The sequence below is a fragment of the Paraciimarium castrense LEGE 11436 genome, from assembly GCF_056633055.1.
In genome coordinates this window covers 63,410-85,626 of sequence record NZ_JBSJOW010000004.1, presented here as the reverse complement: position 1 = coordinate 85,626, position 22,217 = coordinate 63,410, and the positions used below count along the sequence as shown (strand labels likewise).

Annotated in this window: 23 protein-coding genes and 1 tRNA gene; 18 read left to right on the top strand and 6 right to left on the bottom strand. The window is 68.6% G+C overall.

Going from position 1 to position 22,217, the window contains the following annotated elements:
• Window positions 1–33 precede the first annotated feature (33 nt).
• The 3 genes from ACWJIO_RS07715 (at window position 34) to ACWJIO_RS07705 (ending at window position 1,885) form a co-directional block, all read left to right on the top strand.
• A complete protein-coding gene (locus tag ACWJIO_RS07715) occupies window positions 34–480 on the top strand; it encodes a universal stress protein (protein WP_480312560.1) in 447 nt (148 codons plus the stop codon).
• Window positions 481–544: 64 nt separating this feature from the next.
• Window positions 545–1,180, top strand: a complete 636-nt coding sequence (locus tag ACWJIO_RS07710) for a TMEM165/GDT1 family protein (protein WP_480312558.1) — start codon at window positions 545–547, stop codon at window positions 1,178–1,180.
• Between the two features lie 36 nt (window positions 1,181–1,216).
• Window positions 1,217–1,885, top strand: a complete 669-nt coding sequence (locus tag ACWJIO_RS07705) for a hypothetical protein (protein WP_480312802.1) — start codon at window positions 1,217–1,219, stop codon at window positions 1,883–1,885.
• A gap of 4 nt (window positions 1,886–1,889) precedes the next feature.
• Here ACWJIO_RS07705 and ACWJIO_RS07700 read toward each other — a convergent pair whose 3' ends face one another.
• On the bottom strand, window positions 1,890–2,642 hold the full coding sequence (locus tag ACWJIO_RS07700) for a phycobilisome rod-core linker polypeptide (protein WP_480312556.1): 753 nt from the start codon (window positions 2,640–2,642) through the stop codon (window positions 1,890–1,892).
• 164 nt (window positions 2,643–2,806) lie between these two features.
• Here ACWJIO_RS07700 and bioA point away from each other — a divergent pair, with 164 nt between their 5' ends.
• Window positions 2,807–4,108, top strand: a complete 1,302-nt coding sequence (bioA, locus tag ACWJIO_RS07695) for an adenosylmethionine--8-amino-7-oxononanoate transaminase (RefSeq protein WP_480312554.1) — start codon at window positions 2,807–2,809, stop codon at window positions 4,106–4,108.
• Here the strand turns inward: bioA and ACWJIO_RS07690 are convergent.
• Window positions 4,088–4,762 carry a histidine phosphatase family protein gene (locus ACWJIO_RS07690; RefSeq protein WP_480312552.1) on the bottom strand — a complete coding sequence of 225 codons (675 nt, stop codon included), beginning with the start codon at window positions 4,760–4,762 and terminating at the stop codon, window positions 4,088–4,090. The genes bioA and ACWJIO_RS07690 overlap by 21 nt on opposite strands.
• Before the next feature lie 224 nt (window positions 4,763–4,986).
• On the opposite strand from ACWJIO_RS07690, the gene ACWJIO_RS07685 reads away from it, so the two are divergent.
• The 3 genes from ACWJIO_RS07685 to ACWJIO_RS07675 all read left to right on the top strand — a co-directional run bounded on the left by ACWJIO_RS07685 (window position 4,987) and on the right by ACWJIO_RS07675 (window position 8,309).
• Complete coding sequence (locus ACWJIO_RS07685) at window positions 4,987–5,268, top strand: 2Fe-2S iron-sulfur cluster-binding protein (protein ID WP_480312551.1); 282 nt, start codon at window positions 4,987–4,989, stop codon at window positions 5,266–5,268.
• Window positions 5,269–5,387: 119 nt separating this feature from the next.
• The gene (locus ACWJIO_RS07680) at window positions 5,388–7,814 is read left to right on the top strand and encodes a glycogen/starch/alpha-glucan phosphorylase (protein WP_480312801.1); all 2,427 of its coding nucleotides are present in this window, start codon (window positions 5,388–5,390) and stop codon (window positions 7,812–7,814) included.
• 177 nt (window positions 7,815–7,991) lie between these two features.
• Complete coding sequence (locus tag ACWJIO_RS07675) at window positions 7,992–8,309, top strand: RNA recognition motif domain-containing protein (protein ID WP_480312550.1); 318 nt, start codon at window positions 7,992–7,994, stop codon at window positions 8,307–8,309.
• A 128-nt stretch (window positions 8,310–8,437) separates the two neighbouring features.
• Here the strand turns inward: ACWJIO_RS07675 and ACWJIO_RS07670 are convergent, their stop codons facing one another.
• From ACWJIO_RS07670 to ACWJIO_RS07660, 3 genes are all read right to left on the bottom strand, one after another.
• Window positions 8,438–9,238: an acyl-CoA desaturase gene (locus ACWJIO_RS07670; protein ID WP_480312548.1), complete on the bottom strand. Its 801-nt coding sequence runs from the start codon at window positions 9,236–9,238 to the stop codon at window positions 8,438–8,440.
• 114 nt (window positions 9,239–9,352) lie between these two features.
• Complete coding sequence (locus ACWJIO_RS07665; RefSeq protein WP_480312546.1) at window positions 9,353–9,856, bottom strand: hypothetical protein; 504 nt, start codon at window positions 9,854–9,856, stop codon at window positions 9,353–9,355.
• A 237-nt stretch (window positions 9,857–10,093) separates the two neighbouring features.
• Window positions 10,094–12,262 (bottom strand): glutamine synthetase III family protein, encoded by a 2,169-nt coding sequence (locus ACWJIO_RS07660; protein ID WP_480312544.1) that lies wholly within the window; start codon window positions 12,260–12,262, stop codon window positions 10,094–10,096.
• A gap of 481 nt (window positions 12,263–12,743) precedes the next feature.
• Here ACWJIO_RS07660 and ACWJIO_RS07655 point away from each other — a divergent pair, with 481 nt between their 5' ends.
• From ACWJIO_RS07655 to ACWJIO_RS07630, 6 genes are read left to right on the top strand one after another with little or no spacing between them, the layout of a single operon-like run.
• Entirely contained in the window at window positions 12,744–12,995 is a 252-nt protein-coding gene (locus ACWJIO_RS07655) for a DUF2811 domain-containing protein (RefSeq protein ID WP_480312542.1), read from the top strand.
• A 20-nt stretch (window positions 12,996–13,015) separates the two neighbouring features.
• Window positions 13,016–13,399, top strand: coding sequence for a DoxX family protein (locus tag ACWJIO_RS07650; RefSeq protein ID WP_480312540.1), 384 nt, complete (start codon window positions 13,016–13,018; stop codon window positions 13,397–13,399).
• Window positions 13,400–13,431: 32 nt separating this feature from the next.
• On the top strand, window positions 13,432–14,088 hold the full coding sequence (locus tag ACWJIO_RS07645) for a sigma-70 family RNA polymerase sigma factor (protein WP_480312539.1): 657 nt from the start codon (window positions 13,432–13,434) through the stop codon (window positions 14,086–14,088).
• The gene (locus tag ACWJIO_RS07640) at window positions 14,088–14,819 is read left to right on the top strand and encodes an anti-sigma factor (RefSeq protein ID WP_480312538.1); all 732 of its coding nucleotides are present in this window, start codon (window positions 14,088–14,090) and stop codon (window positions 14,817–14,819) included. Before ACWJIO_RS07645 ends, ACWJIO_RS07640 begins: the two co-directional genes overlap by 1 nt.
• Entirely contained in the window at window positions 14,819–15,832 is a 1,014-nt protein-coding gene (gene arsS, locus ACWJIO_RS07635) for an arsenosugar biosynthesis radical SAM (seleno)protein ArsS (protein WP_480312537.1), read from the top strand. Before ACWJIO_RS07640 ends, arsS begins: the two co-directional genes overlap by 1 nt.
• Window positions 15,833–15,858: 26 nt before the next feature.
• Complete coding sequence (locus ACWJIO_RS07630; protein ID WP_480312535.1) at window positions 15,859–16,971, top strand: methyltransferase domain-containing protein; 1,113 nt, start codon at window positions 15,859–15,861, stop codon at window positions 16,969–16,971.
• A gap of 55 nt (window positions 16,972–17,026) precedes the next feature.
• Here the strand turns inward: ACWJIO_RS07630 and ACWJIO_RS07625 are convergent.
• Window positions 17,027–17,098, bottom strand: a tRNA-Lys gene (locus tag ACWJIO_RS07625).
• A 108-nt stretch (window positions 17,099–17,206) separates the two neighbouring features.
• On the opposite strand from ACWJIO_RS07625, the gene ACWJIO_RS07620 reads away from it, so the two are divergent.
• The 5 genes from ACWJIO_RS07620 to crtH all read left to right on the top strand — a co-directional run bounded on the left by ACWJIO_RS07620 (window position 17,207) and on the right by crtH (window position 22,146).
• The gene (locus tag ACWJIO_RS07620; RefSeq protein ID WP_480312533.1) at window positions 17,207–17,713 is read left to right on the top strand and encodes a gamma carbonic anhydrase family protein; all 507 of its coding nucleotides are present in this window, start codon (window positions 17,207–17,209) and stop codon (window positions 17,711–17,713) included.
• Window positions 17,714–17,793: 80 nt separating this feature from the next.
• The gene (locus ACWJIO_RS07615; RefSeq protein ID WP_186696866.1) at window positions 17,794–17,916 is read left to right on the top strand and encodes a photosystem II protein Y; all 123 of its coding nucleotides are present in this window, start codon (window positions 17,794–17,796) and stop codon (window positions 17,914–17,916) included.
• A gap of 29 nt (window positions 17,917–17,945) precedes the next feature.
• Window positions 17,946–19,364 (top strand): FADH(2)-oxidizing methylenetetrahydrofolate--tRNA-(uracil(54)-C(5))-methyltransferase TrmFO, encoded by a 1,419-nt coding sequence (trmFO, locus tag ACWJIO_RS07610; RefSeq protein WP_480312532.1) that lies wholly within the window; start codon window positions 17,946–17,948, stop codon window positions 19,362–19,364.
• A 45-nt stretch (window positions 19,365–19,409) separates the two neighbouring features.
• Window positions 19,410–20,534: a linear amide C-N hydrolase gene (locus tag ACWJIO_RS07605; protein ID WP_480312530.1), complete on the top strand. Its 1,125-nt coding sequence runs from the start codon at window positions 19,410–19,412 to the stop codon at window positions 20,532–20,534.
• Between the two features lie 70 nt (window positions 20,535–20,604).
• Complete coding sequence (crtH, locus tag ACWJIO_RS07600) at window positions 20,605–22,146, top strand: carotenoid isomerase (protein WP_480312528.1); 1,542 nt, start codon at window positions 20,605–20,607, stop codon at window positions 22,144–22,146.
• Window positions 22,147–22,217: the final 71 nt, after the last annotated feature.

Sequence of the window (22,217 nt, the reverse complement as noted above, 5' to 3'; positions counted from 1 at the left end):
GGGCTAAACCGGAGACAGGCACCGGGCTTCACCATGACGTTTCAACACCTGCTTGTCGCCACCGATGGTTCGGAGCTGTCGCAGCGGGCCCTGCTGCAGGCCCTGGCTCTCGCCAAGGCCCTGGGGGCTCGGCTGCGCATCCTGACGGTGGAAGGGACCTTGCCGGTCTCCCTGGTGGGAGCGGGCGAACTGGTGGACACCGGCGCCATCGAGGCGCTGATGAAGGCGGCCCAGCTGCAGTCGCAGCAGATCCTGGACGCCGCCGCCGCCACGGCGGAACAGGGCGGGGTGAGCGCTGATGTGGTGAAACGGATCAGTGCCCAGCCCTCCATGGCGATCCTGGAGGAGGCCCGCAGCCAGGCCTGCGACCTGATCGTGATGGCCTCCCACGGCCGGCGCGGGCTGCAGGGGCTGCTGCTCGGCAGCGAGACCCAGCGGGTCCTGACCCAGAGCTCCTGTCCGGTGCTGGTGGTGCGTTGAGCGGGGGTGGCAGCAGCCGCTTTGGTGGTATTAAGAAGACTCACTGGGGGCTGGGGCGGTGAGCATGGATCCGGGCCTGGCTGCCTTCGGTTCCGGCCTGAGTGCCATCACGGTGGCGGAGCTCGGCGACAAGACCTTCTTCATGGCCCTGATCCTGGCGGTGCGGCACCCGCGCCGCTGGGTGTTTCTCGGCAGCTTCGCGGCCCTGGCGGTGGTCACCCTGCTCTCCCTCGGGGTGGGCTACGGCCTGAGGGAGCTGCTGCCGGTGCGCCTGCTGCCCTGGCTGGCGGGGGGCCTGTTCCTGGTGTTCGGCATCCGGCTGCTGCTGGAGGCCGAGGCGCTGCCGGCCGATGCCGCCCGCGGCGAGGCCCAGGAAGCGGAGCAGGCCGTGATCGCCGCCGATCGCCAGCTGCTGAGCAGCCGCCCCCTGGCCGTGATCTGGGAGGCCTTCGCCCTGGTGTTCATCGCCGAGCTGGGCGATCGCACCCAGCTGGCCACGATCGTGCTGGCCACCGCCCCGGGCTTCACCTTCATGGGGCTGCTGGCCGGCACCCTGCTGGGCCACGCCCTGGTGACCGCCCTGGCGGTGGGTTCCGGCCGCTGGATCGGCGACCGGGTGGATGAACGACTGCTCTACCGCCTGGGGGGCGGCCTGTTTCTGCTGTTCGCCGTGGTGGCCTTCCGCCAGGCCCTGGGCTGACCCCTACGCTTCCCAGCAACCTTGCGTGAGCTGGTGGTGGTGAAGGACGAGAGCAGCAGGACCGAGGAACTGCAGGCCCTGGGCTGGTCCACTGAGGACCTGCGCCGCTATGAAGAGCTCTGGGAGTACCGCCAGCGCTGGGGGGCGATCAACCTCGAGCCGGAGGATCGGGCCTTCCTGCGCAAGGCCGAGGCCCTGTTGCCCAAGCGCCAGAAAGGGAAGTCGGCCCAGAAGAAGACGCTTCAGGAGAAGTCCCACTACCGCTGGCTGGCCCTGCACCGCGATGCCATGGCGGCCAGCCCGGCCGAGCAGCAGCTGGCCGAGGGGGAGATCGGCGCCTGGCGTGTGCTGCTGGAGGAGGAGCTGGCCGTGCTCGATCACTACCAGCCCGTGCTCGGCCTGCCCGACACCCTCAAGGCCCGCATCCTGCAGGGGCGGCGGGAGGAGTGGATCGCAGCCCTGGGAGAGGGCGTCCGCAGCCTCAGCTTCGACTTCCAGGCCCCTGTGGCGGAACTGAAGCAACGGGAGAGCAGCAGCTGGAAGCCCCTGCGGGGCGAGGCCAACAGCGACCAGAGCTATCCAGTGCTGACGGCCGAGGCCGCCGCTGGCTTCCGCTCCAGCATCCGCCAGGAACTGGCCAGCGCCATCCGCGAGAGCTTTCCCTCCCTTCAGGACAGCGAGAAGCCAGCCCCCCCCAGCCCCTGAGGGCTCAGGTGCGCAGCATGGCGACCACGGTGATCAGCCCGACCACACTGAGGAAGCCCACGCCAAAGAGGATCGTGCCGGACCAGATCTTGCGGACCAGGGGGCTGGGCTGGTCGCGCAGCCAGGCGGGCCTGGGCACCCCGGGCTGCCAGGGGCTGGAACCAGCGGAGGGCAGACGGCGGGCATTGGTGTCGCGCCAGTAGGCCCCGTAACGGGGGGCTTGCTGGTTGAAGGGAACCTGGCCCACGGCCTTGCCGGCCAGGGTGCGGGAGCGCTGGAACGGCACCTGATCGTCGCCGAACTGGCAGAGATACTCCTCCGAATCCAGCAGGGCATCCACAAAGGCGGGCAGCCCCTGTTCAGCGATCAGGATCGACCAGGCGATCCGCTCCTGGTCGCCGTACACCGGCCGGCCCAGCACCCGGCCCACCACCTGCTCCACGATCTGGTAGTTGCTGTTGCAGCGGTAGAAGTCCTGGCGGAACTTCTCCGAGAGCAGCAGGCCCCGGATGAAGTCGCGCATGCGGATCTGGCCGGAGCGCAGTTGCGACTCCAGCACGGGATCGCGGTCGCTGCGGAAGGCATGGAAGAAGATCTGGCGGTAGGCCTGATCGATCTGCAGATCCACGCTGGCGGCATCCTGGAGCGGTGTCAGGGCGAAGGGGGCCTTCAGCGGCGACTCCTCGTTGGCCGGCATGAAATTGGCGACCCGGGCGTTCACAGCTGTGGGCTTGACATCCAGGAGGGGCAGGGCCATGGAAGGGAGAAGAGGGCGTTGAGGGAAGGTATCGAGCTCTGGTCAAAATCTGACGAACCCTGGGTAAAAACTCACAGAGCGTGACCTCAGTTCATGGACCTTTGTTGCCGTGGCCGAGCAGACTCCAACCTGGCCCACCCCCAGCCCGGCTCAGTCAGCCCACCATGCAGCTGAACGCGCAGCAGCACTCCGATCCCCAGCCCCGCTGGCATCCGCACCTGTGGCACCCCACCACCCAGGTGGCCACGGCACCGGTGCCCCTGCGGGCCGTGGCCGGGCGGGGCGCCCTGCTGGAGCTCGATGACGGCCGCACCCTGATCGATGCCATCAGCAGCTGGTGGGTGACCCTGCACGGCCACGCCGAAGCCAGCATCGCCGCCGCCGTCAGCGCCCAGACCCAGGCCCTCGAGCAGGTGATCTTCGCCGACTTCAGCCATGCTCCGGCGGAGCGCCTGGCGGAGCGGCTCAGTGCCCTGGCGGGGCTGGAGCGGCTCTTCTTCTCCGACAACGGCTCCACGGCGGTGGAGGTGGCCCTCAAGATCGCCTGGCAGTGGTGGCACAACCAGGGGGCGGAGCGCCGCCAGCTGATCGCCTTCGAGGGGGCTTACCACGGCGACACCGTGGGGGCCATGGCCGTGGGAGCCCGTTCCCTGTTCACCTCCCCCTTTGATCCATGGCTGTTCTGCGTGGCCCGGGTCGACTGGCCCCACACCTGCTGGCACGACGCCACCGTCGAGGTCAGGGAGCAGACGGCCCTCGAGGCCCTGGAGCGGGCTCTGGCCGTGCCCACGGCGGCGGTGATCCTGGAGCCCCTGATCCAGGGAGCCTCCGGCATGGCGATGGTGCGCCCGGCCTTCCTGCAGGCGGTTCAGGAGCGGGTGCGGGCCAGTGGCGCCCTGCTGATCGCCGATGAGGTGATGACCGGCTTCGGCCGCAGCGGCGCGCTGTTCGCCTGCCAGCGGGCAGGGCTCCAGCCCGACCTGATGGCCCTTTCCAAGGGCCTCACCGGCGGCTTTCTGCCCATGGGAGTGACCCTGGCCAGCGAGCGGCTCTACCAGGGCTTCATCAGCAGCGACCCGATGGCCACCTTCTTCCATGGCCACAGCTTCACCGCCAATCCGCTGGGTTGCGCGGCGGCCCTGGCCAGCCTTGACCTGCTGGAGGCCTTCCCAGAGCGCTATCGCAGCTTCGAGGCTCGCCACCGGCCACGGCTGGAGAGCCTCAGCCGCCACCCGCTGGTGCGACGCCCCCGCTGCCTGGGCACCGTGGCGGCCTTTGACGTGGCCGTGGAGCGGCCGGGCTACCTGAGCGAGGTAGGGCGCGCCATTCAGCGCCACTGCCTGGCCGAAGCGGTCTACGTGCGTCCCCTCGGCAACGTGGTGTACCTGTTGCCGCCGCTCTGCCTTGACGAGGCCCAGCTGGAGCGCTGCTACAGCGCCCTGGGCTCAGCCCTCGATCAGCTCTGAAGCCGGGCCCGCCACGGGCGCGTTCCAGCAGGCCAGAGCCGGGATGCCTTGATACCACGAGAGCACCGAGAGGGATGAGGTGTCGAGCAGCAGCTGGGCACCGGCCGCCGCCGGCAGTTCCAGCCAGCGGGCCGCCAACACCCGCAGCAGGTGGCCGTGGGCGAACAGAGCCACCGGCCCCCTGGCCGTCCGGGCCCTGGCAATCACCCGGTCCACCCGGCGGGCCACCGCTTCGGGGGATTCGCCCTGCGGGCAGCCGTGCCGGAACACCAGCCAGTCCGGCGACGCCTCGCGGATCTGGGCCGTGGTGAGCCCCTCATAGCGGCCGTACTCCCACTCCCTCAGATCGGGGTCGATGATCGCCCGCTCTGCCAGCCCCGCCAACGCACAGGTCTGGCGTGCCCGCTGCAGCGGGCTGCAGAGCACCAGGGCGAAGGATCGCCCCGCCAGGGCAGGCTGCAGCTGACGCGCCTGGGCTTCCCCGCGGGCGGTGAGCGGCAGGTCGGTGCGGCCGGTGTGCTGGCCCGAGAGGCTCCAGGTGGTCTCGCCGTGACGCACCAGCAGCACCTCATGGGGCGAAGCGGCCTGGGGCTGGGCAGGGGACGGCGAGGGCAGCTGGTGCGAAGAAGCGGGAGGTGGAGCCGAGGCGGTCATCGCTCAGGTGCCTGGGGCAGCGGGGATGGGCTCCCAGCCTGCCGCCGGCCCCTGGCCCCGGGGCCCCAGAGGTGTGTGGCTGCTCACCCTGGCCCCCCCAGAGGGGGGCTGCCGCGGGGAGCGAATGTGAACGAATCATCACAGCGGTGTTCCCGATCACACGCCCGGACCGGCAGCGGGGATGCAATGGAGGCCTCCTCACCCGAGCCCCAGGGCTTCCTGCCATGGCCAGCTTCACCATCAGCCTCGACGACGGCCGCAGCTTCAGCTGCAGCGACGACACTTACATCCTCGACGCTGCCGAGGAAGCCGGCCTTGATCTGCCCTATTCCTGCCGGGCCGGCGCCTGCAGCACCTGCGCCGGCAAGGTGCTCAGCGGCAGCGTCGACCAGTCTGACCAGAGTTTCCTGGACGACGAACAGATTGAGGCCGGCTTTGCGCTGCTGTGTGTGAGCTACCCGCAGAGCGACTGCTCGATCAAGCCCGACATGGAGAGCGAGCTCTGACCTGCTGCGACCAGGTCTGACCCGCTTCCCTCACAGGGCCGGCCTTCTGTAGTGATCCCGACAGCGTCAGGCTGCCGCCAGCAGGAGAACTGTTTCTCTTCATGCCCATTGCGGCAGCCATGGCCGACTCCAGCTCCGCGAGCCGCAGCTGCTTCATCCACCGGCCCCTGGCCGAAGACATGCAGCGGCATCTGTTCTTCAGCCAGGCGAAGGCCCCCTCACTGGCCACCCGCCACGATCACTACCGCAGCCTGGCCCTGGCCGTGCGCGATCGCCTGCTGCACAACTGGGTCGACACCGCCGAGACCTACACCCGTGCCCAGGTCCGCACGGCGGTGTACCTCTCGGCCGAGTATCTGCTGGGCCCCCACCTCGACAACAACCTGGTGAACCTGGGCCTGCGCCAGGAGGCAGAAGACGCCTGTGAGCAGCTGGGGCTCGATCTGGAGAGACTGATTGACGAAGAGCCTGAGCCCGGGCTGGGCAACGGTGGACTCGGCAGGCTGGCCGCCTGTTTCCAGGAGTCGATGGCCACCCTGGAGATTCCGGCCATCGGCTATGGCATCCGCTACGAGTTCGGCATCTTTCGTCAGCAGATCACCTCCCGCGGCCAGCAGGAGGTCACCGACGCCTGGCTGGCCCAGGGCAACCCCTGGGAGGTGATCCGGCCGGAGTGGAGCTACCCCGTCACGATCGGCCAGCACACGGTGATCGGCGTGGCCTACGACACCCCGATCCTCGGCTACGGCGTGCGCACCGCCAACACCCTGCGCCTGTGGGCCGCCGCGGCGCCTGAGGCCCTCGACTTCGCCTCCTTCAACGCCGGCGATTACACCAAGGCCGTGCTGCACAAGATGCAGTCGGAAACCCTCTCCAAGGTGCTCTATCCGAACGACGAGATGGAGCAGGGCAAGCGCCTGCGCCTCTCCCAGCAGATCTTCTTCGTGAGCTGTTCACTGCAGGACATGTTCCGGATCCTCAAGGGTCAGGGGCTGCCCGCCACCGCCTTCCACACCAAGTTCGCCGTCCAGCTCAACGACACCCACCCGGCGATTGCCGTGGCCGAGCTGATGCGGCTGCTGCTCGATGAGCACCACCTCGACTGGGAAACCGCCTGGGGGGTCACCACCGCCAGCCTCAGTTACACCAACCACACCCTGCTGCCGGAAGCGCTCGAAACCTGGGGGGTGGAGCTGTTCCAGCAGTTGCTGCCGCGCCACCTGCAGATCATCTACGAGATCAACGCGCGCTTCCTGCGCATGGCCCGCATCAAGTACCCGGGTCAGCCGGAGAAGCTGGCGCGCCTCTCGTTGATCGAGGAGGGGCCCCAGCGCAAGGTGCGCATGGCCAACCTGGCCGTGGTGGGCTGCCACCGCACCAACGGTGTGGCCGAACTGCACAGCGACCTGCTGCGCCGCCACGTGCTCGCCGACTTCGCCGAGCTCTGGCCCGATCGCTTCACCAATGTCACCAACGGCGTCACGCCGCGGCGCTGGATGCTGGTGTCCAACCCCGGCCTGGCCAGCCTGCTGGATGAGGTGATCGGCAGCCAGTGGCGCCGCGATCTCACCCATCTGCAGGATCTCTCCGGCCACATGGAGGATCAGGGCTTCCTGGCCCGCTGGATGCAGGTGCGCGACGCCTCCAAGCAGCGCCTGGTGCGCCACATCCACCAGAGCCAGGGATTGTTGCTCGATCCGGCCTCGATTTTCGATGTGCAGGTGAAGCGGATCCACGAATACAAGCGCCAGCACCTGGCGGCCCTGCACGTGGTGGAGCGCTATCTGCGGCTGCGCAACGGCGAGGACCTGCCGCCCCGCACGGTGATCTTCGGGGGCAAGGCGGCCCCGGGCTATGCCATGGCCAAGCTGATCATCCGGCTGATCATCGGCATCGCCGAAATCGTCAACATGGATCCCGCCATGGAGGGGCGGCTGCGGGTGGTGTTCGTGCCCAATTTCAGCGTGAGCCTCGGCCAGAAGATCTACCCCGCCGTGGACCTCTCCGAGCAGATCTCCACCGCCGGCAAGGAGGCCTCGGGCACGGGCAACATGAAGATGGCCCTCAACGGCGCCCTCACGATCGGCACCCTCGATGGCGCCAACGTGGAAATCCGCGACCGGGTGGGAGCCGAGAACTTCTTTCTCTTCGGCCACACCGCTGAACAGGTGCAGGAGTTCGATCAGATGGGCTACCACCCCATGCCCTGGATCGAGAAAGACCCGGTGGTGCGCGCCGCGATCGAGCTGATCGGCGCCGGCCACTTCAGCGAGGGCGATCGCGACCTCTTCTATCCCCTGCTGGCCAACCTCACCAGCCACGATCCCTTCAAGGTGATGGCCGACATCGGCAGCTACCGCCTTGCCCAGGAGCAGGTGGATGCCTGCTGGCAGGACCCCAACCGCTGGGCCCGCATGTCTGTGGCGAACACCATGGGCTGCGGCTTCTTCTCCAGCGATCGCTCGATCCAGGAGTACGCCGAGCGGATCTGGAACGTGCAGCCGATCGCCGTGGAGGCCACCACCTACGCCTTCCAGAAGGCCTGAGCCTTCAGGCCAGCTGCCGGAGTGTCCTGCTTCTGTCGTGTAGGGTGGCATTGATTCAAAAGCAGTCTTCAGCAGGTTTCTCTCCGAAACGGCGGTTCCCACAGGATTTCTCCACTAGGCCAGCGACTTTTCTCAGGGCTTCGAAGAATCGATTCATTGACTCAAAGACCAGATTTCATGACCATTTACGTAGGCAACCTCTCGTTCGACGCCGAGGTTGAAGACGTTCAGCACCTGTTCTCCGAATACGGCGCTGTGCGCAAGTGCACCCTGCCCCTCGACCGTGACACCGGTCGCAAGCGCGGGTTCGCCTTTGTCGAGATGGCCAACGAGGCCGACGAGACCAAGGCCATCGACGATCTTCAGAACGTCGAATGGATGGGCCGCAACATCCGTGTCAACAAGGCTGAACCCCGCACCGGTGGTGGTGGCGGCGGACGCCAGTTCGCCGGTGCCGGCGGCAATGGCGGCGGTGGCGGTGGCAACCGCTGGTGATCTGGCCGGGTGAATCGGCTGGTCAGACCAGCTGATTCACCCAATCCATCACTGAATTCAGCTCAACCAGGCCGCCCCTCTCCGGGGGCGGCTTTTTGGTGTGGCTTGCTGTGTCGGTGGCGGGAGCCTCAGCGCGCCCTGGCCAGGAGCGCGTGATCACTCGGCAGCCGCAACCGGCTTGCCCAGCCGAGCCGCTCCAGCAGGCACACGAAGCTGTAGGTGGGATCTGGCAGCCGGCGCACCCTGCCGTGGTGCAGCGTGAACCCCTGACGCACCGAGGCCTGGAAGCCATGGTGCAGGTTGTGCCACCCCTCGCCCAGGGTGATCAGGGCTACGAAGCCATTGTTGCGGCTGTCATCGCCCGTGTTGAACGGCTGCTCACCGAACAGGTGGGCCAGAGAGTTGACACTGGCCACGGCGTGATACAGCAGCACGGTGCTGAGACAGAAGGCAGCCAGCCATTCCAGTCCCCCCAGTCCCCAGGAGAGAGCCCCCAGCGCCAGCACGGGCAGCACATGCAGGCGATCCATCGTGCGCAGCACCGGGTCGGCTTCAATGTCGGCCGGCAGCTCGGCAGGGTGGAACTCGGGCCTGAACAGCCAGCCCACCTGGGAGTGCCAGAACCCTCGCCAGCCGTTGGCAGACTGCAGCGGGGTATGGGGGTCGGCGGCCGTATCCACGTGGCGATGGTGCTGCAGGTGGTGCGCTTTCCACCAGCTGGGGCCCATCTGGCCAGAGGAGCAGGCCACCAGGGAGCCGATCCACCGGATCAGGCGTGGGGCTTGGTAGCTGCCGTGGGTGAGCAGCCGGTGGTAGATGGCGGTGGTGGCCAGCATCCTCACCAGATAGAGGGCCACCCCCCACAGGGCCGCGCCCACACCGAGTCCAGTCCAGAGAAGCAGCGCGCAGCCCAGATGGATGAGAATCATCAGCTTGGGGCCCAGGCCGTGCAGCAGCCGCCTCAGCAGGAAGGGGCGTTGACCGCCCGCAACAAAGGTTGACAGAAAAGACTCACGTCGCCGATCGATCCTAGGCAAGTGTCCCTAGGCGGTTGAGGCCTGCACCAGGGCCTCCCGCTGCGGATGGTGGCGGCGAAAGTGGCGGTCTTGCTCGGCCCGGCGGCAGGTGAGCAGGAACAGGGGCATGGCGATGCCGAAGGTGTCTTCGAAGCGGCTCACCGTCTCCGCACTGCGCTGCAGACCGCAGGCCAGGATGGCCCGTGTCAGCGAGCGGCGCGGCTGCAGGGTGATGGCCGCGAACAGACGGTTGAGCCGATGGTGCTGCAGGGCTTCGTAGGGCGTCATGCCCCGCGACTGGTCAAAGCAGAAGTCGAGGCAGGCCTCGGAAATACCGAGGGCTTCAGCCACCGCCGCCATGGCGATCGGACGCCGGAAATGGAGAGCGAAGTAGTCGAGGGCCTGGCCCACCACCAGGCGGCTGAGAGCCGGACTCGCCGCGGGGCAATCCTTGGGGATGGCGCGGATCAACGGCAGGACTCCTGATCCTGAAGGGATGCCCTCGTCATAGACGGGGCTAGCCAGGGCCACCAGAGGGGCTGGCTGGAGTGGAACAGATCGATGTCTGTTGCAACCAATCGAATCAGGGCTTGCGGTCGGGGAGGTCGCTGGGGCGCAGCACAATCACCACCGCGCCCACCACGATCAGCAGGATCATCACCAGGCCCGCGCCGATCGGAAGCGCCACATCTGGATCCATGGGTCGCTCTGGGCAGGGGGCCTTGGCCATCCTGCCCAGAGGACACCGAAAGTGCGAGCCAGAGCGCCTCAGCGCATGAACAGCATCTCCTGGTAAGTGGGCAGCGGCCAGGCGTCATCGTCGATGAGCTGCTCGAGACCATCGGCGGCGGCGCGGATCTTGAGCATCACCGGCAGCACCCCATCGGCACAGTGGCGCAGGTGGGCATGAACGCCGTCGGGATGGACCGCCATGACCTCCTCCAGGGCCGTGCAGCCTTCCAGCAATTGCCCGGCCAGGGACTCCATGGTCTTGAGCATGGAGGTGTCGGGGGACAGGCCCACCTTCTCCTGGCTCTTGATCGAGAACGCCATCTTGCCCAGGGTGTCCGACACCGCCGGATAGATCTGGGTGCGGGCCATGCGCAGCAGCAGCCGGGCCTCCACCTCGATGGCCTGCACGTACTGCTCGGCATACACCTCGAAGCGGCTTTCGAGCTCCAGCGGCGAGAGCACGCCCTGGCGCTCGAACAGGGCCGTCACGTCAGGCCGCTCCAGCACCGGCAGGGCGTCGGCGGAGGTGGGCAGGTTCTCGAGGCCGCGCTCCTCGACAGCCATGCGGTGCCATTCGGAGGAATAGCCATCCCCCCCGAACACCACGTCACCGTGGTCGTTCATGATGGCCTTCATCACCACCAGGGCCGCCTCATCGAGGCTGCTGCCGGCGGCCATGGCGGCCTCCAGCTGGTCGTTCAACCACTCCAGGGAATCGGCCAGGATCGTGTTCAGCACCACGAGCGGACCGGCCACCGACTGGCCGGAGCCGACGGCCCTGAACTCGAAGCGGTTGCCGGTGAAGGCGAAGGGTGAGGTGCGGTTGCGGTCGCCGGGATCCTTGTTGAGCTCGGGCAGGGTGTCAATGCCAAGGGACATCAACGCTGCCTGGGCCGAACCCTGCAGGTTGCCGGAGCGGATCTGCTGGAACACATCCTCCAGCTGACTGCCCAGATACACCGAGATGATCGCCGGCGGCGCCTCATTGGCTCCGAGGCGATGGTCGTTGCTGGCGGTGGCGATGGCCGCCCGCATCAGCGGGCCGAACAGGTGCACGCCGCGGATCACGGCGGAGCAGAACAGCAGAAACTGCAGGTTCTCGTGGGGCGTGGAACCCGGATCGAGCAGGTTGCCCTGGGTGGGGTTGCCGATCGACCAGTTGACGTGCTTGCCGCTGCCATTGACGCCGGCGAAGGGCTTCTCGTGCAGCAGGCAGCTGAAGCCATGCCTCTTGGCCGTGCTCTTGAGCACGGTCATGGTGAGCTGCTGGTGGTCGGTGGCCACGTTGGCGGCCTCGAAGTAGGGCGCCAGCTCGAACTGCCCCGGGGCCACCTCGTTGTGGCGGGTCTTGGCGGGAATGCCGAGGCGGTACATCTGCCGCTCCACGTCCTGCATGAACACCTGCACCCGCTCGGGGATGGCGCCGAAGTAGTGGTCATCGAACTGCTGTCCCTTGGCCGGAGGGGCTCCCACCAGGGTGCGGCCGGCGAGCTGCAGGTCGGGGCGCAGGGCGGTGAAGGCCGAATCCACCAGGAAGTACTCCTGCTCAGCACCGCAGCTGGAGTTCACCGTGGCGATTTCGGTTTCACCCAGCAGGCTCAGCAGGCGCTGGGCCTGCTTGTTCATGGCCTTGTTGGAGCGCAGCAGCGGGGTTTTCTTGTCGAGGGCCTCGCCGGTCCAGGACACGAACACCGTGGGGATGCAGAGGGTGACCCCGTTGGGGGTCTCCATCAGATAGGCCGGGCTGGTCACGTCCCAGGCGGTGTAGCCGCGGGCCTCGAAGGTGGAGCGGATGCCGCCGTTGGGAAAGGAAGAGCCGTCAGGTTCCCCCTGAACCAGCACCTTGCCACTGAATTCGGTGAAGGCTGAACCATCCCCCTGGGCCGAGATGAAGCCGTCGTGTTTCTCCGCGGTGAGGTTGGTGAGCGGGTAGAAGACGTGGGCGTAGTACAGGGCACCGCGGCTGGTGGCCCAGTCCTTCATGGCCTGAGCCACCACATCGGCGACGGAGGTATCGAGTTTGCTGCCTTCACGGATGCAGCGCTGGATCGATTTGAAGACGTTCTTCGGCAGCGCCGACTTCATCTTCTCGAGCGTGAACACATCGCTTGCCCAGAGCTCTTCGAGCGATGTGGCAGGCATGGTGGGCACCAGGGGCCGCGCCAGGATCGTGTCGATGGCGTGAAGCCGCGGGTTGGAAGGCATAGTCCGGATAGGGGCTGGGGGCTAGCCAAGCCCGTCGACCACCCCGCCCAATGGCGCGATTGATACAACTCGTCGAAGTGCTTCCGGCTCGCCGGGCCGGGCCAGGGCCTGAGGGGCTCGGCGCGGCTGCGACCGATCACCATTGCTGAGCAATCAACTTTTCCGCGGCTCCTCTCGTTTTTCCCCACGGGCCCGGGGGGTTTTCCCCAGGCTTCAGGGCGTGCATCCGGGCCGGCGGCACCCCTGGGACCAATCGGCGGGGAAAAGCGGTTCTCCCGTTGACGGCCCGGAGCCTGCCCTGATGGGAGCGGGCATGGCCGCACCGATTCTTCCAGGAAACCCCATCCCCACTCACTTCTCACTGTGCGTCCAGACGGGATGGCTGCATGGGCGCCGCTTTGACGGCGGCCACTCGCCATGGCCTGATGGGGTCGAAGCGCGACCGAGCCCCTTGAGCGATACCCCGTTGAGCCGCAGCCCGATGAGCTCCATCCCCGACCACGCACCGGCCACCGTGTCGATCGAGAACCAGTTCCCCGAAGACCTGTTCGAGGCGATGGGAGAGTTTGTGCGCACCCATCCCCAATGGGACCAGTACCGCCTGATGCAAGCCGCCCTGGCGGGGTTCCTGTTCCAGCAGGGCTGCCAGGATCGGGCCGTGGCCCGTCACTATCTCGACGGCCTGTTTCAGCGGGAGGGGGCCTCCGGCAAGCCGGGCACGGCCCCAGCCTGACCAACCTGCCTGCTCTGGCCATGACCCGTTCCTTCTCCTGGTGGGCCGCCCTCGGGCGCACCCTGCTCTGCCTGGTGTTCCTGCAATCCCTGCTGGGCAAGCTGGGGGGCTTTTCGGCGGTGGCGGCCCAGATGCAGCAGCGGGGGCTGCCCGTCCCCGGGCTGGTGCTGGCGGTGTCGATGGCCCTGATGGCGGCGGGCTCCGTGCTGGTGATCAGTGGCTGGCGCCAGCGCCTGGGAGCCACCCTGCTGCTGGTGTTCCTCGTGCCCGCCACCCTGGTGTTCCACACCGCCCTGGAGGATCCCCAGGAGCGGATTCAGCTGTTCAAGAATCTGGCCATCATGGGGGGCCTGCTGCTGGTGATTGATCGGGAGGCGCCATCCGATCGGCCCCTTCGTCGGTAGTGGTTCCAGACCCGCTCCTTGCCCCGACGGCCATGGCGCCCCCACAGCACCCATCTGCCCAGGCAAGAACTGGCGCCCTCCGGACATCAGCCGCGCTGCACGCCGGCTCAGCCGACGCGCCGGAACTGGAGATTGACCACGGCGATCTGGCGTCGCTCTACGACGCCTATAGCCCGGCGGTCTACCGCCTGGCCCTGCGGCTCTGCCGCAGCAGCCACGCCGCCGAAGACCTGGTTCACGATGTGTTTCTGCGCTTCTGGCGGCAGGGCAGCTATGACCCCAGCCGTGGGCCGGTGCTGGCCTATCTGCTGCTGCTCACCCGCTCGATGGCCCTGAACAAGCTGGCCCAGCAGCGCAACCGCTGGCAGATCGTTCAGCAGTGGTCCCACCAACTGCTGGGCCACGAGCCCCCCAGCACCCAGCGCTGGGCCGAACTCACCGACCTGGGCGAGCGCATGGCCCTGGCCCTGGGTCAGATCGATCCCAAGCAGCGGCAGGTGCTGGAACTCGCCTACTACCAGGGCCTGAGCCAGTCCGCGGTGGCGGAGCGGCTGCAGATCCCCCTGGGCACGGTGAAGACCCGCTCCCGCCAGGGCCTGCTGGCCCTGCGGCGCCACATGGTCGACTTCCAGTCCGCTCCCGGCCCGCTGGACCAGTCCGGCACCCCCTCTCCCTCCGCTCGTCGCTGATGTCCTCACCCGATCTGACACCACCCACCGACAGCGCTCTCGATGAACTGCTGGCCGGCCACGCCCTGGGCGATCTCGACGAGGCAGAGCAGGCGGAACTGAACCGCCATCTGGCCGCCGATCCGAGCCTGCAGGTGCGTCTCGACGAGCTCACCACCACCCTGCAGCTGTTGCCCCTGGCCCTGCCGAACCAGGAGCTCCCGCCAGCACGGCTGCGGCGGCGCCTGCTCAAACCGGCTGCCCCCGCCCCGGACCGGCCCGCGACCGCGCCACGCCCCCGCTGGGCGGGTGTGGCCATGGCCGCCATGGCCGGCGCTCTGGTGCTGATGGGCGTGCAGGTGCAGCAGCTGCGCCACCAGCTGGCCGAACGGCCGCCGACCAGCGGCTCCCCGGCAGATCCCCTGCCCGTGAGCCGCACCATGGCCCTCAAGGGCATGACCCCCAGCGGTGCCGTGAGCGGCCAGGTGGTGGTGCAGGCCGACCAGGGCTACAACCTGTTGCGGCTGAAGGGCCTGCCTGCGCCCCCGGCCCAGCACGTCTACCGCCTCTGGGCGGAGGTGGACGGCCACCAAGTGGGCTGCGTGCAGTTCGTGCCCGACCTGGCCGGCACCGTGTCGATGCCGATTCCCACCGAACCCTCCAGCAGCGCCACCAAGTTGAGCATCAGCCTTGAACCCCTGCGCCCGGGGGGGGATCAGCCCCGGGGTCCCCGCGTCCTCACCAGCGTCTGATGTCCAGCGTGTTCCTCGGCACCAGCACCAGTCCAAGCAACGGCACCAGCAGCGGCAGCAACGGGTTATCGGCAGGGCCGCAGGCCTTTCCAGCCCTGCGGCGCCAGGCCCTCAGCTGCCTGCAGGTGAACCTGGGCTACCGCTGCAACCAGAGTTGCAGCCACTGCCACGTGGGGGCGAGCCCGACCCGCACCGAAAGCATGGATGCCGCCACCGCGGCCCTGATCCCCCAGGTGCTGAAGGCCAGGGGTCTGGGCAGCCTGGATCTCACCGGCGGCGCACCGGAACTGCATCCGCTGTTTCGCCAGCTGGTGCGGCAGGCGCGCCAGCTGGGGGTGACCGTGATCGACCGCTGCAACCTCACCATCCTCAGCGAACCCGGCCAGGAGGACCTGGCGGCCTTCCTGGCCGACCAGGGGGTGGTGGTGGTGGCCTCCCTGCCCTGCTACTCCGCCGACAACGTGGATCGTCAGCGCGGCGATGGCGTGTTCGAGCGCAGCATTGCCGGCCTGCAGCAGCTCCAGGCGCTCGGCTATGGCGAGGTGGACTCAGGCCTGGTGCTCAACCTCGTCTACAACCCCCAGGGGGCCACCCTGCCGCCGCCCCAGCAGCAGCTGGAGGCGCAATACAAGCAGGTGCTGGAGCGCGACTTCGGCCTCCGCTTCAACCAGCTGTTCGCCCTGGCCAACATGCCGATCCAGCGCTTCGCGGCAGTGCTCAAGGCCAGCGGCCAGCTGGAGGGCTACCTCGAGCTGCTGCGCTCCAGCCATCACGACGCCAACCTCGATGGCGTGATGTGCCGCTCGCTGATCAGCGTCGACTGGCAGGGGCAGTTGTTCGACTGTGACTTCAACCAGATGCTCGACCTTCCCGCCGGAGGCAGCGACAGGCCCAGGCTCCATCTCAGGGATCTGCTGCGGCTGGATCCCAGGCACCAGCCGATCGCCGTGGGCGAGCATTGCTTCGGCTGCACCGCCGGCAGTGGCTCCAGCTGCAGCGGCTCCCTGGCCTGACGCCACCCGGACTCCTTCCTCTCCCCATGACCACCACCAGTGACCGGGCCGGCTGCGACGCCGCCCAGCCCGACCAGGACCTCAGCAGCCAGGTGCAGCACTATTACGGCACGGTGCTGAGCAGCAGCGCCGACCTGCGCACCAGCGCCTGCTGCGACGCCACCGCCCTGCCGGCCGACCTGAAACCACTGCTGGCCCGCCTCCACCCCGAAGTGCTGGCCCGCTACTACGGCTGCGGCCTGGTGATGCCCCCCCTGCTGGAGGGAGCCTCGGTACTGGATCTGGGCTGCGGCAGCGGCCGCGACGTCTACCTGCTCTCCCAGCTCGTGGGCCCCACCGGCAGCGTGGTGGGGGTGGACATGACCGCCGAGCAGCTGGCGGTGGCCCGCGAGCACCAGGCCTTCCATGCCGAGCAGTTCGGCTTTGCCAACGTGCAGCTGCTGGAGGGGCGGATCGAGCAGCTCGACGCCCTGGGGCTGGAGCCGGGCAGCTTCGATGTGGTGGTGTCCAACTGCGTGGTGAACCTGAGCACCGACAAGCGGGCGGTGCTCAGCGGCGTGCGCCGCCTGCTGCGGCCGGGGGGAGAGTTCTATTTCGCCGATGTCTATGCCGACCGGCGGGTGCCCGAGGCGCTGCGCCTCGATCCGGTGCTCTACGGCGAATGCCTCGGCGGCGCCCTCTACTGGAACGACTTCCTGCGCCTGGCCCGCCAGGCCGGCTTTGCCGACCCGCGCCTGGTGGAGGACCGTCCCCTGGCGATCACCGACCCGCAGCTGGCCGCCCGCACCGGCGCACTGCAGTTCTTCTCAGCCACCTACCGCCTGTTCCACTGCGACAGCCTCGAGGACGCCTGCGAGGACCATGGCCAGGCGGTGATCTATCGCGGCAGCGTGCCGGGCCAGCCCCATCAGCTGGACTTCGACAAGCACCACAGCATCGAGACCGGCCGGGTCTTCCCCGTGTGTGGCAACACCTACCGGATGCTGGCGGAGAGTCGTTTCGCTGCACACTTCAGCTTCATCGGTGACTTCAGCCAGCACTTCGGCCTCTTCCCCGGCTGCGGTGGGGCCCTGCCCTTCGACCCCGGCAGCGGAGTGACATTGACCAGCGAGGCAGCCGCCACCGGCAGCTGCTGCTGAAGCGCCAGCATGGGTGGCTGCTGCTGATGGGCAGCTGGCGGCAGCCAGATCGCAATGGGTCGCCTGAGATTCGAACTCAGGACCAATCGGTTAAAAGCCGAGTGCTCTACCGCTGAGCTAGCGACCCGCGCCCGTGGGCACCCATGGAACGTATCACCCCATGGCGACCTCCTCCAAACCGCGCAGGGAGCAGGTTCTGGAGGCCGGAAAATGGCTCCGACCCAGGCTTTCGACCATGGCACGCTTCCCCTGGCCCGACCCCCTGATCCACCCCGACGCCTGGGTGGCCCCCAGCGCCGTGGTGATCGGTGCGGTGGAGCTGGCTGAGGGGGCCAGCCTGTGGCCCACCGCCGTGGCCCGGGGCGATCTCTGCGAGATCCGCATCGGCGCCGGCAGCAATGTGCAGGACGGCGCCGTGCTGCACGGCGATCCTGGCCAGCCCGTGCTGATCGGCGCAGGGGTGACCGTGGGCCACCGGGCCGTGGTGCACGGGGCCACCCTGGAGGATGGTTGCCTGATCGGCATTGGTGCCGTGGTGCTCAACGGCGTGCGGGTGGGGGCGGGCGCCCTGGTGGCCGCCGGGGCGGTGGTGACCCGCGATGTGCCGCCGGGAACCCTGGTGATGGGAGCCCCGGCCCAGGTGAAACGGCCCCTCAGCGAGGAGGCGATGGACGAGCAGCTGGAGCACGCCCGTCGCTACAGGGCACTGGCCATGGTCCATGCCGGAAGGGGGGTCACCTAACAAAACCAATCAGAGCGGCAGCCTGGAGGCACCACAGCGGCGGCCTGTCCTTAAGATCGCCACACTTCCCTCTGCCCTCCATGGACGCTCGGCTGGTGCTGGTTGCCGCTCCGATCCTGCTCGCTGCCGGCTGGGCCGTGTTTCACATCGGCCGCGCAGCCGTGGGCCAGCTGCAACTGATGATCAGGCGCGCCCGCGCCTGAAGTTCACGGCAGACGCAACCGGTTTCTCCGTGCCCCCAGAGCAACCTGTGATCACCGTGGTGGGGGCCGGATTGGCGGGCACAGAAGCCGCCTGGCAGATCGCTAGCGCCGGTCTGCCCGTACGACTGGTGGAGATGCGGCCCCTGCGGCGCTCGCCGGCCCACCACAGCGCTGAATTCGCGGAGCTGGTGTGCAGCAACAGCTTCGGCGCCCTCTCCAGTGACCGGGCCGCCGGCCTGCTGCAGGAGGAGCTGCGCAGGCTCGGATCCACCGTGATCGGCACCGCCGATCGGCACGCGGTGCCCGCCGGCGGGGCCCTGGCCGTGGATCGGGGCCGCTTCAGTGCCGCCCTCACCGCCTCCATGGAGCGCCACCCCCTGATCACGGTGGAGCGGGGAGAGCAGCGCTGCCTCCCCGGGCCCGACGAGATCGGCGTGCTGGCCACGGGCCCGCTCACCAGCGATGCCCTGGCCGACGACCTGCGCGCCTTCACGGGCCGGGCCGACTGCCACTTCTTCGATGCCGCCAGCCCGATCGTGGAGGGGGAGGGCCTCGATCTCTCGGTGGCCTTCCGCGGCTCGCGTTACGACAAGGGCGACGCCGATTACATCAACTGCCCGATGGGCGAGGCGCAGTATCGGGTCTTCCGCCAGGCCCTGCTGGAGGCCGAGCAGGCCGAGCTCAAGGACTTCGACACCCAGAGCGCCAGCTTCTTCGAGGGCTGCCTGCCGATCGAGGAGCTGGCCCGCCGCGGCGAAGACACGATGCGCTACGGCCCGCTCAAGCCGATCGGGCTCTGGGATCCCCGCTGGGGCGACCTGCACGACCGGGAGGTGCGCCGCAGCCGGCGGGCCCATGCCGTGGTGCAGCTGCGCCAGGAGGACCGCGACGGCCGGCTCTGGAACCTGGTGGGCTTCCAGACCAACCTGAAATGGGGCGAGCAGAAGCGGGTGTTCCAGCTGATCCCGGGGCTGGAGAACGCCAGCTTTGTGCGCTTCGGCGTGATGCACCGCAACACCTTCCTGGAGGCTCCCCAGCTGCTGGAGAGCACCCTGCAGTTCCGGCAGCGCCCCACCCTGCTCGCCGCCGGGCAGATCACCGGCACCGAGGGTTACGCGGCGGCCGTGGCCGGCGGCTGGCTGGCCGGCACCAACGCGGCCCGGCTGGCCCGGGGCCTGGAGCCGCTGCGGCTGCCGCCCACCACCATGGCCGGGGCGCTGCTCCACTTCATCGCCACGGCGCCCAGCGGCAAGTTCCAGCCGATGCCGCCCAACTTCGCCCTGATGCCGGACTTGCCCGAGCGCATCCGCGACAAGCGCCGCCGCTACGGCGCCTACCGCGATCGCTCCCTGGCGGATCTGGAACCCTTCTGCGGCACTCCAGCCGGGTGCCTCGGCAGCTCCCGCGAGCGCCTGATTGAGCCTGCCTTGGCTGAATCTCAGACCTAGCCTGCGACAACAGCTGGCCTTCCATCCCCAGCAGTCCTATCGACCATGTCGCGCCTCGGCCTCGCCCTGACCGCTGCGAGCACCGCCCTGCTGGCCCTCACCACCGCCCCCCTGGCCCTGGCCTGCACGGGGGGAGCCCTTACCGCCACCGATGGGGGTGTGGCGGTGGGGCGCACGCTGGAATTCGGCAAACCGCTCGATTCACAGATCGCCGTGTGGCCGGCGGGCAGCAGCTTCACTGGCTCCAGTAACCGGGGCAAGGGCCTCAGCTATCGCTCCCGCTACGGATTCGTGGGGGCCACCGCGGCCCAGTACGCGGACATGATCCTGGATGGGCTCAACGAAAAGGGGCTCAATGTGGGCCTCTTCTATTTCCCCGGCTTCGCCCAGTACACCCCCGAGGCCCGGGCGCGGCAGGATCGCACCCTGGCGCCGGCTCAGCTGGGCACCTGGCTGCTGGCCAACTTCGCCACCGTGGAGGAGGTGAAGGCCGGCCTGAGCGGCGTGGAGCTCACGGCCCAGGTGATCAGCCTGCTGGGGGCGGTGCCCGATGTGCATTTCAAGGTGCAGGATGCCAGCGGCAAGAGCATCGTGATCGAGCCGCGGGATGGCCGCCTGCTGGTGCACGACAACCCCACCCGGGTGCTCACCAACGCACCCACCTTCCCCTGGCACCTCACCAACCTCACCAACTACCTCACCGTCAGCAGCGCCTACGCGCCCGCTTCCACGATCGGGGGCCCCGGTGCGGGCCAGCTCAAGCTCACCCCCTTCGGCATGGGTGCCGGCAGCATGGGCCTGCCGGGAGATTTCAGCCCGCCGTCGCGCTTCGTGCGGATGGTGTTCTTCACCCAGAACGCCTCGAAGAGCCCCACCACCACGGCGGCAGTGGGCCAGCTCTTCCACATCCTCAACAACTTCGACATCCCGCTCGGCGTGGCCAGGCCGCCGGCCGGCACAGCCGAGGTGACCCCCGACTACACCACCTGGACCAGCGTCTCCAACCTCAGGGATCTCACCTTCAACTGGAAGACCTTCGGCGATCAGCGGGTGCGGACCCTCGATCTGCGCCAGGCCCTCAGCGCCGCAGGCGGTCAGTTGAAGCTGCTGCCGATGGGGCCCCAGCAGCCCGACGCGGTGAGCCCCACCCTGGAGGTGCGGCTCAACTGAGCACTCCCGCGACCAAACGCCACGGCTGGTCTCGGTCCTAGGGTCGCGCCCTGTTGCAAGCGAGACCACGGTGGAGCGGCCAGAGTGGGACGCGATTGTGATCGGCTCCGGCATCGGCGGGCTGGTCACCGCCACCCAGCTGGCCGCCAAGGGCGCCAGGGTGCTGGTGCTGGAGCGCTACCTGATCCCCGGCGGCAGCGGCGGCAGCTTCAGGCGCGAGGGCTACACCTTCGATGTGGGCGCCTCGATGATCTTCGGCTTCGGCGAGAAGGGCCACACCAACCTGCTCACCCGCGCCCTGGCCGATGTGGGCGAGCACTGCGCCACGGTGCCCGATCCAGCCCAGCTGGCCTACCACCTGCCCGGTGGCCTGGAGGTGGCGGTGGACCGTGACTACGACACCTTCATCGCCGATCTCACCGCCCTGTTCCCCCACGAGGCCAGGGGCATCCGCGCCTTCTACGACACCTGCTGGCAGGTGTTCCGCTGCCTCGATGCGATGCCGCTGCTGTCGCTGGAGGATCCCGCCTACCTGGCCAAGGTGTTCTTCAAGGCGCCGCTGGCCTGCCTGGGGCTGGCCCGCTGGCTGCCGGAGAACGCCGGGGCGGTGGCGCGGCGCCACATCCGCGATCCGGCGCTGCTGAAGTTCATCGACATGGAGTGCTTCTGCTGGTCGGTGATGCCGGCCGATCTCACGCCGATGATCAACGCCGGCATGGTGTTCTCCGACCGCCATGCCGGCGGCATCAACTACCCCCGCGGCGGCGTCGGCACGATCGCCGAGAAGCTGGTGGCGGGCCTGGAGCGCCACGGCGGCACGATCCGCTACCGCTCCCGCGTCACCCGGGTGCTGCTGGAGAACGGCCAGGCCGTGGGCGTGGAGCTGGCCGATGGCGAACAGATCCACAGCCGCCGGGTGGTGAGCAATGCCACCCGCTGGGACACCTTCGCGGGGGAGGATTCGCCCCGCAGCACCCTGGTGGAGGCCGCCGACACCCCCGCCGCCGAGGCCACCTGGCGCCGGCGCTACAGGCCCTCCAGTTCCTTCCTCTCCCTGCACCTCGGTATCGACGCCGCCCTGGTGCCCGAGGACTTCCACTGCCACCACCTGCTGCTGGAGGCCTGGGAGGCGATGGAGGCCGAGCAGGGGGTGGTGTTCGTGTCGATGCCGACGCTGCTCGATCCCTCCCTGGCGCCTGAGGGCCGCCACATCCTGCACAGCTTCACCCCCAGCGCCATCGACGCCTGGAGCCAGCTCAGCCCCGGCGCCTACGCCGCCAAGAAGGAAGCCGATGCGGCGCGGCTGGTCCAGCGGCTGGAGTCGCTCCTGCCCGGCCTCAGCGGTGCCATCCGCCACCGGGAGATCGGCACCCCCCGCACCCACCGGCGCTTCCTGGGCCGCAGCAGCGGCAGCTACGGGCCCGTGCCGGCCCTGCGGCTGCCGGGGCTGCTGCCGATGCCCTTCAACCGCACCGGCGTCAGCGGTCTCTACTGCGTGGGCGATTCCTGCTTCCCCGGCCAGGGCCTCAACGCCGTGGCCTTCAGCGGCTTCGCCTGCGCCCACCGCATCGGTTCCGACCTGGGGCTCAACCCCTGGGCACTGCCGGCCTGAGCCCCGCCACCGCGGGCAGCCACATCGCCACCGGCAGCCTGCATAGCCTGGGCTTTGCGGTGACCCCCTCA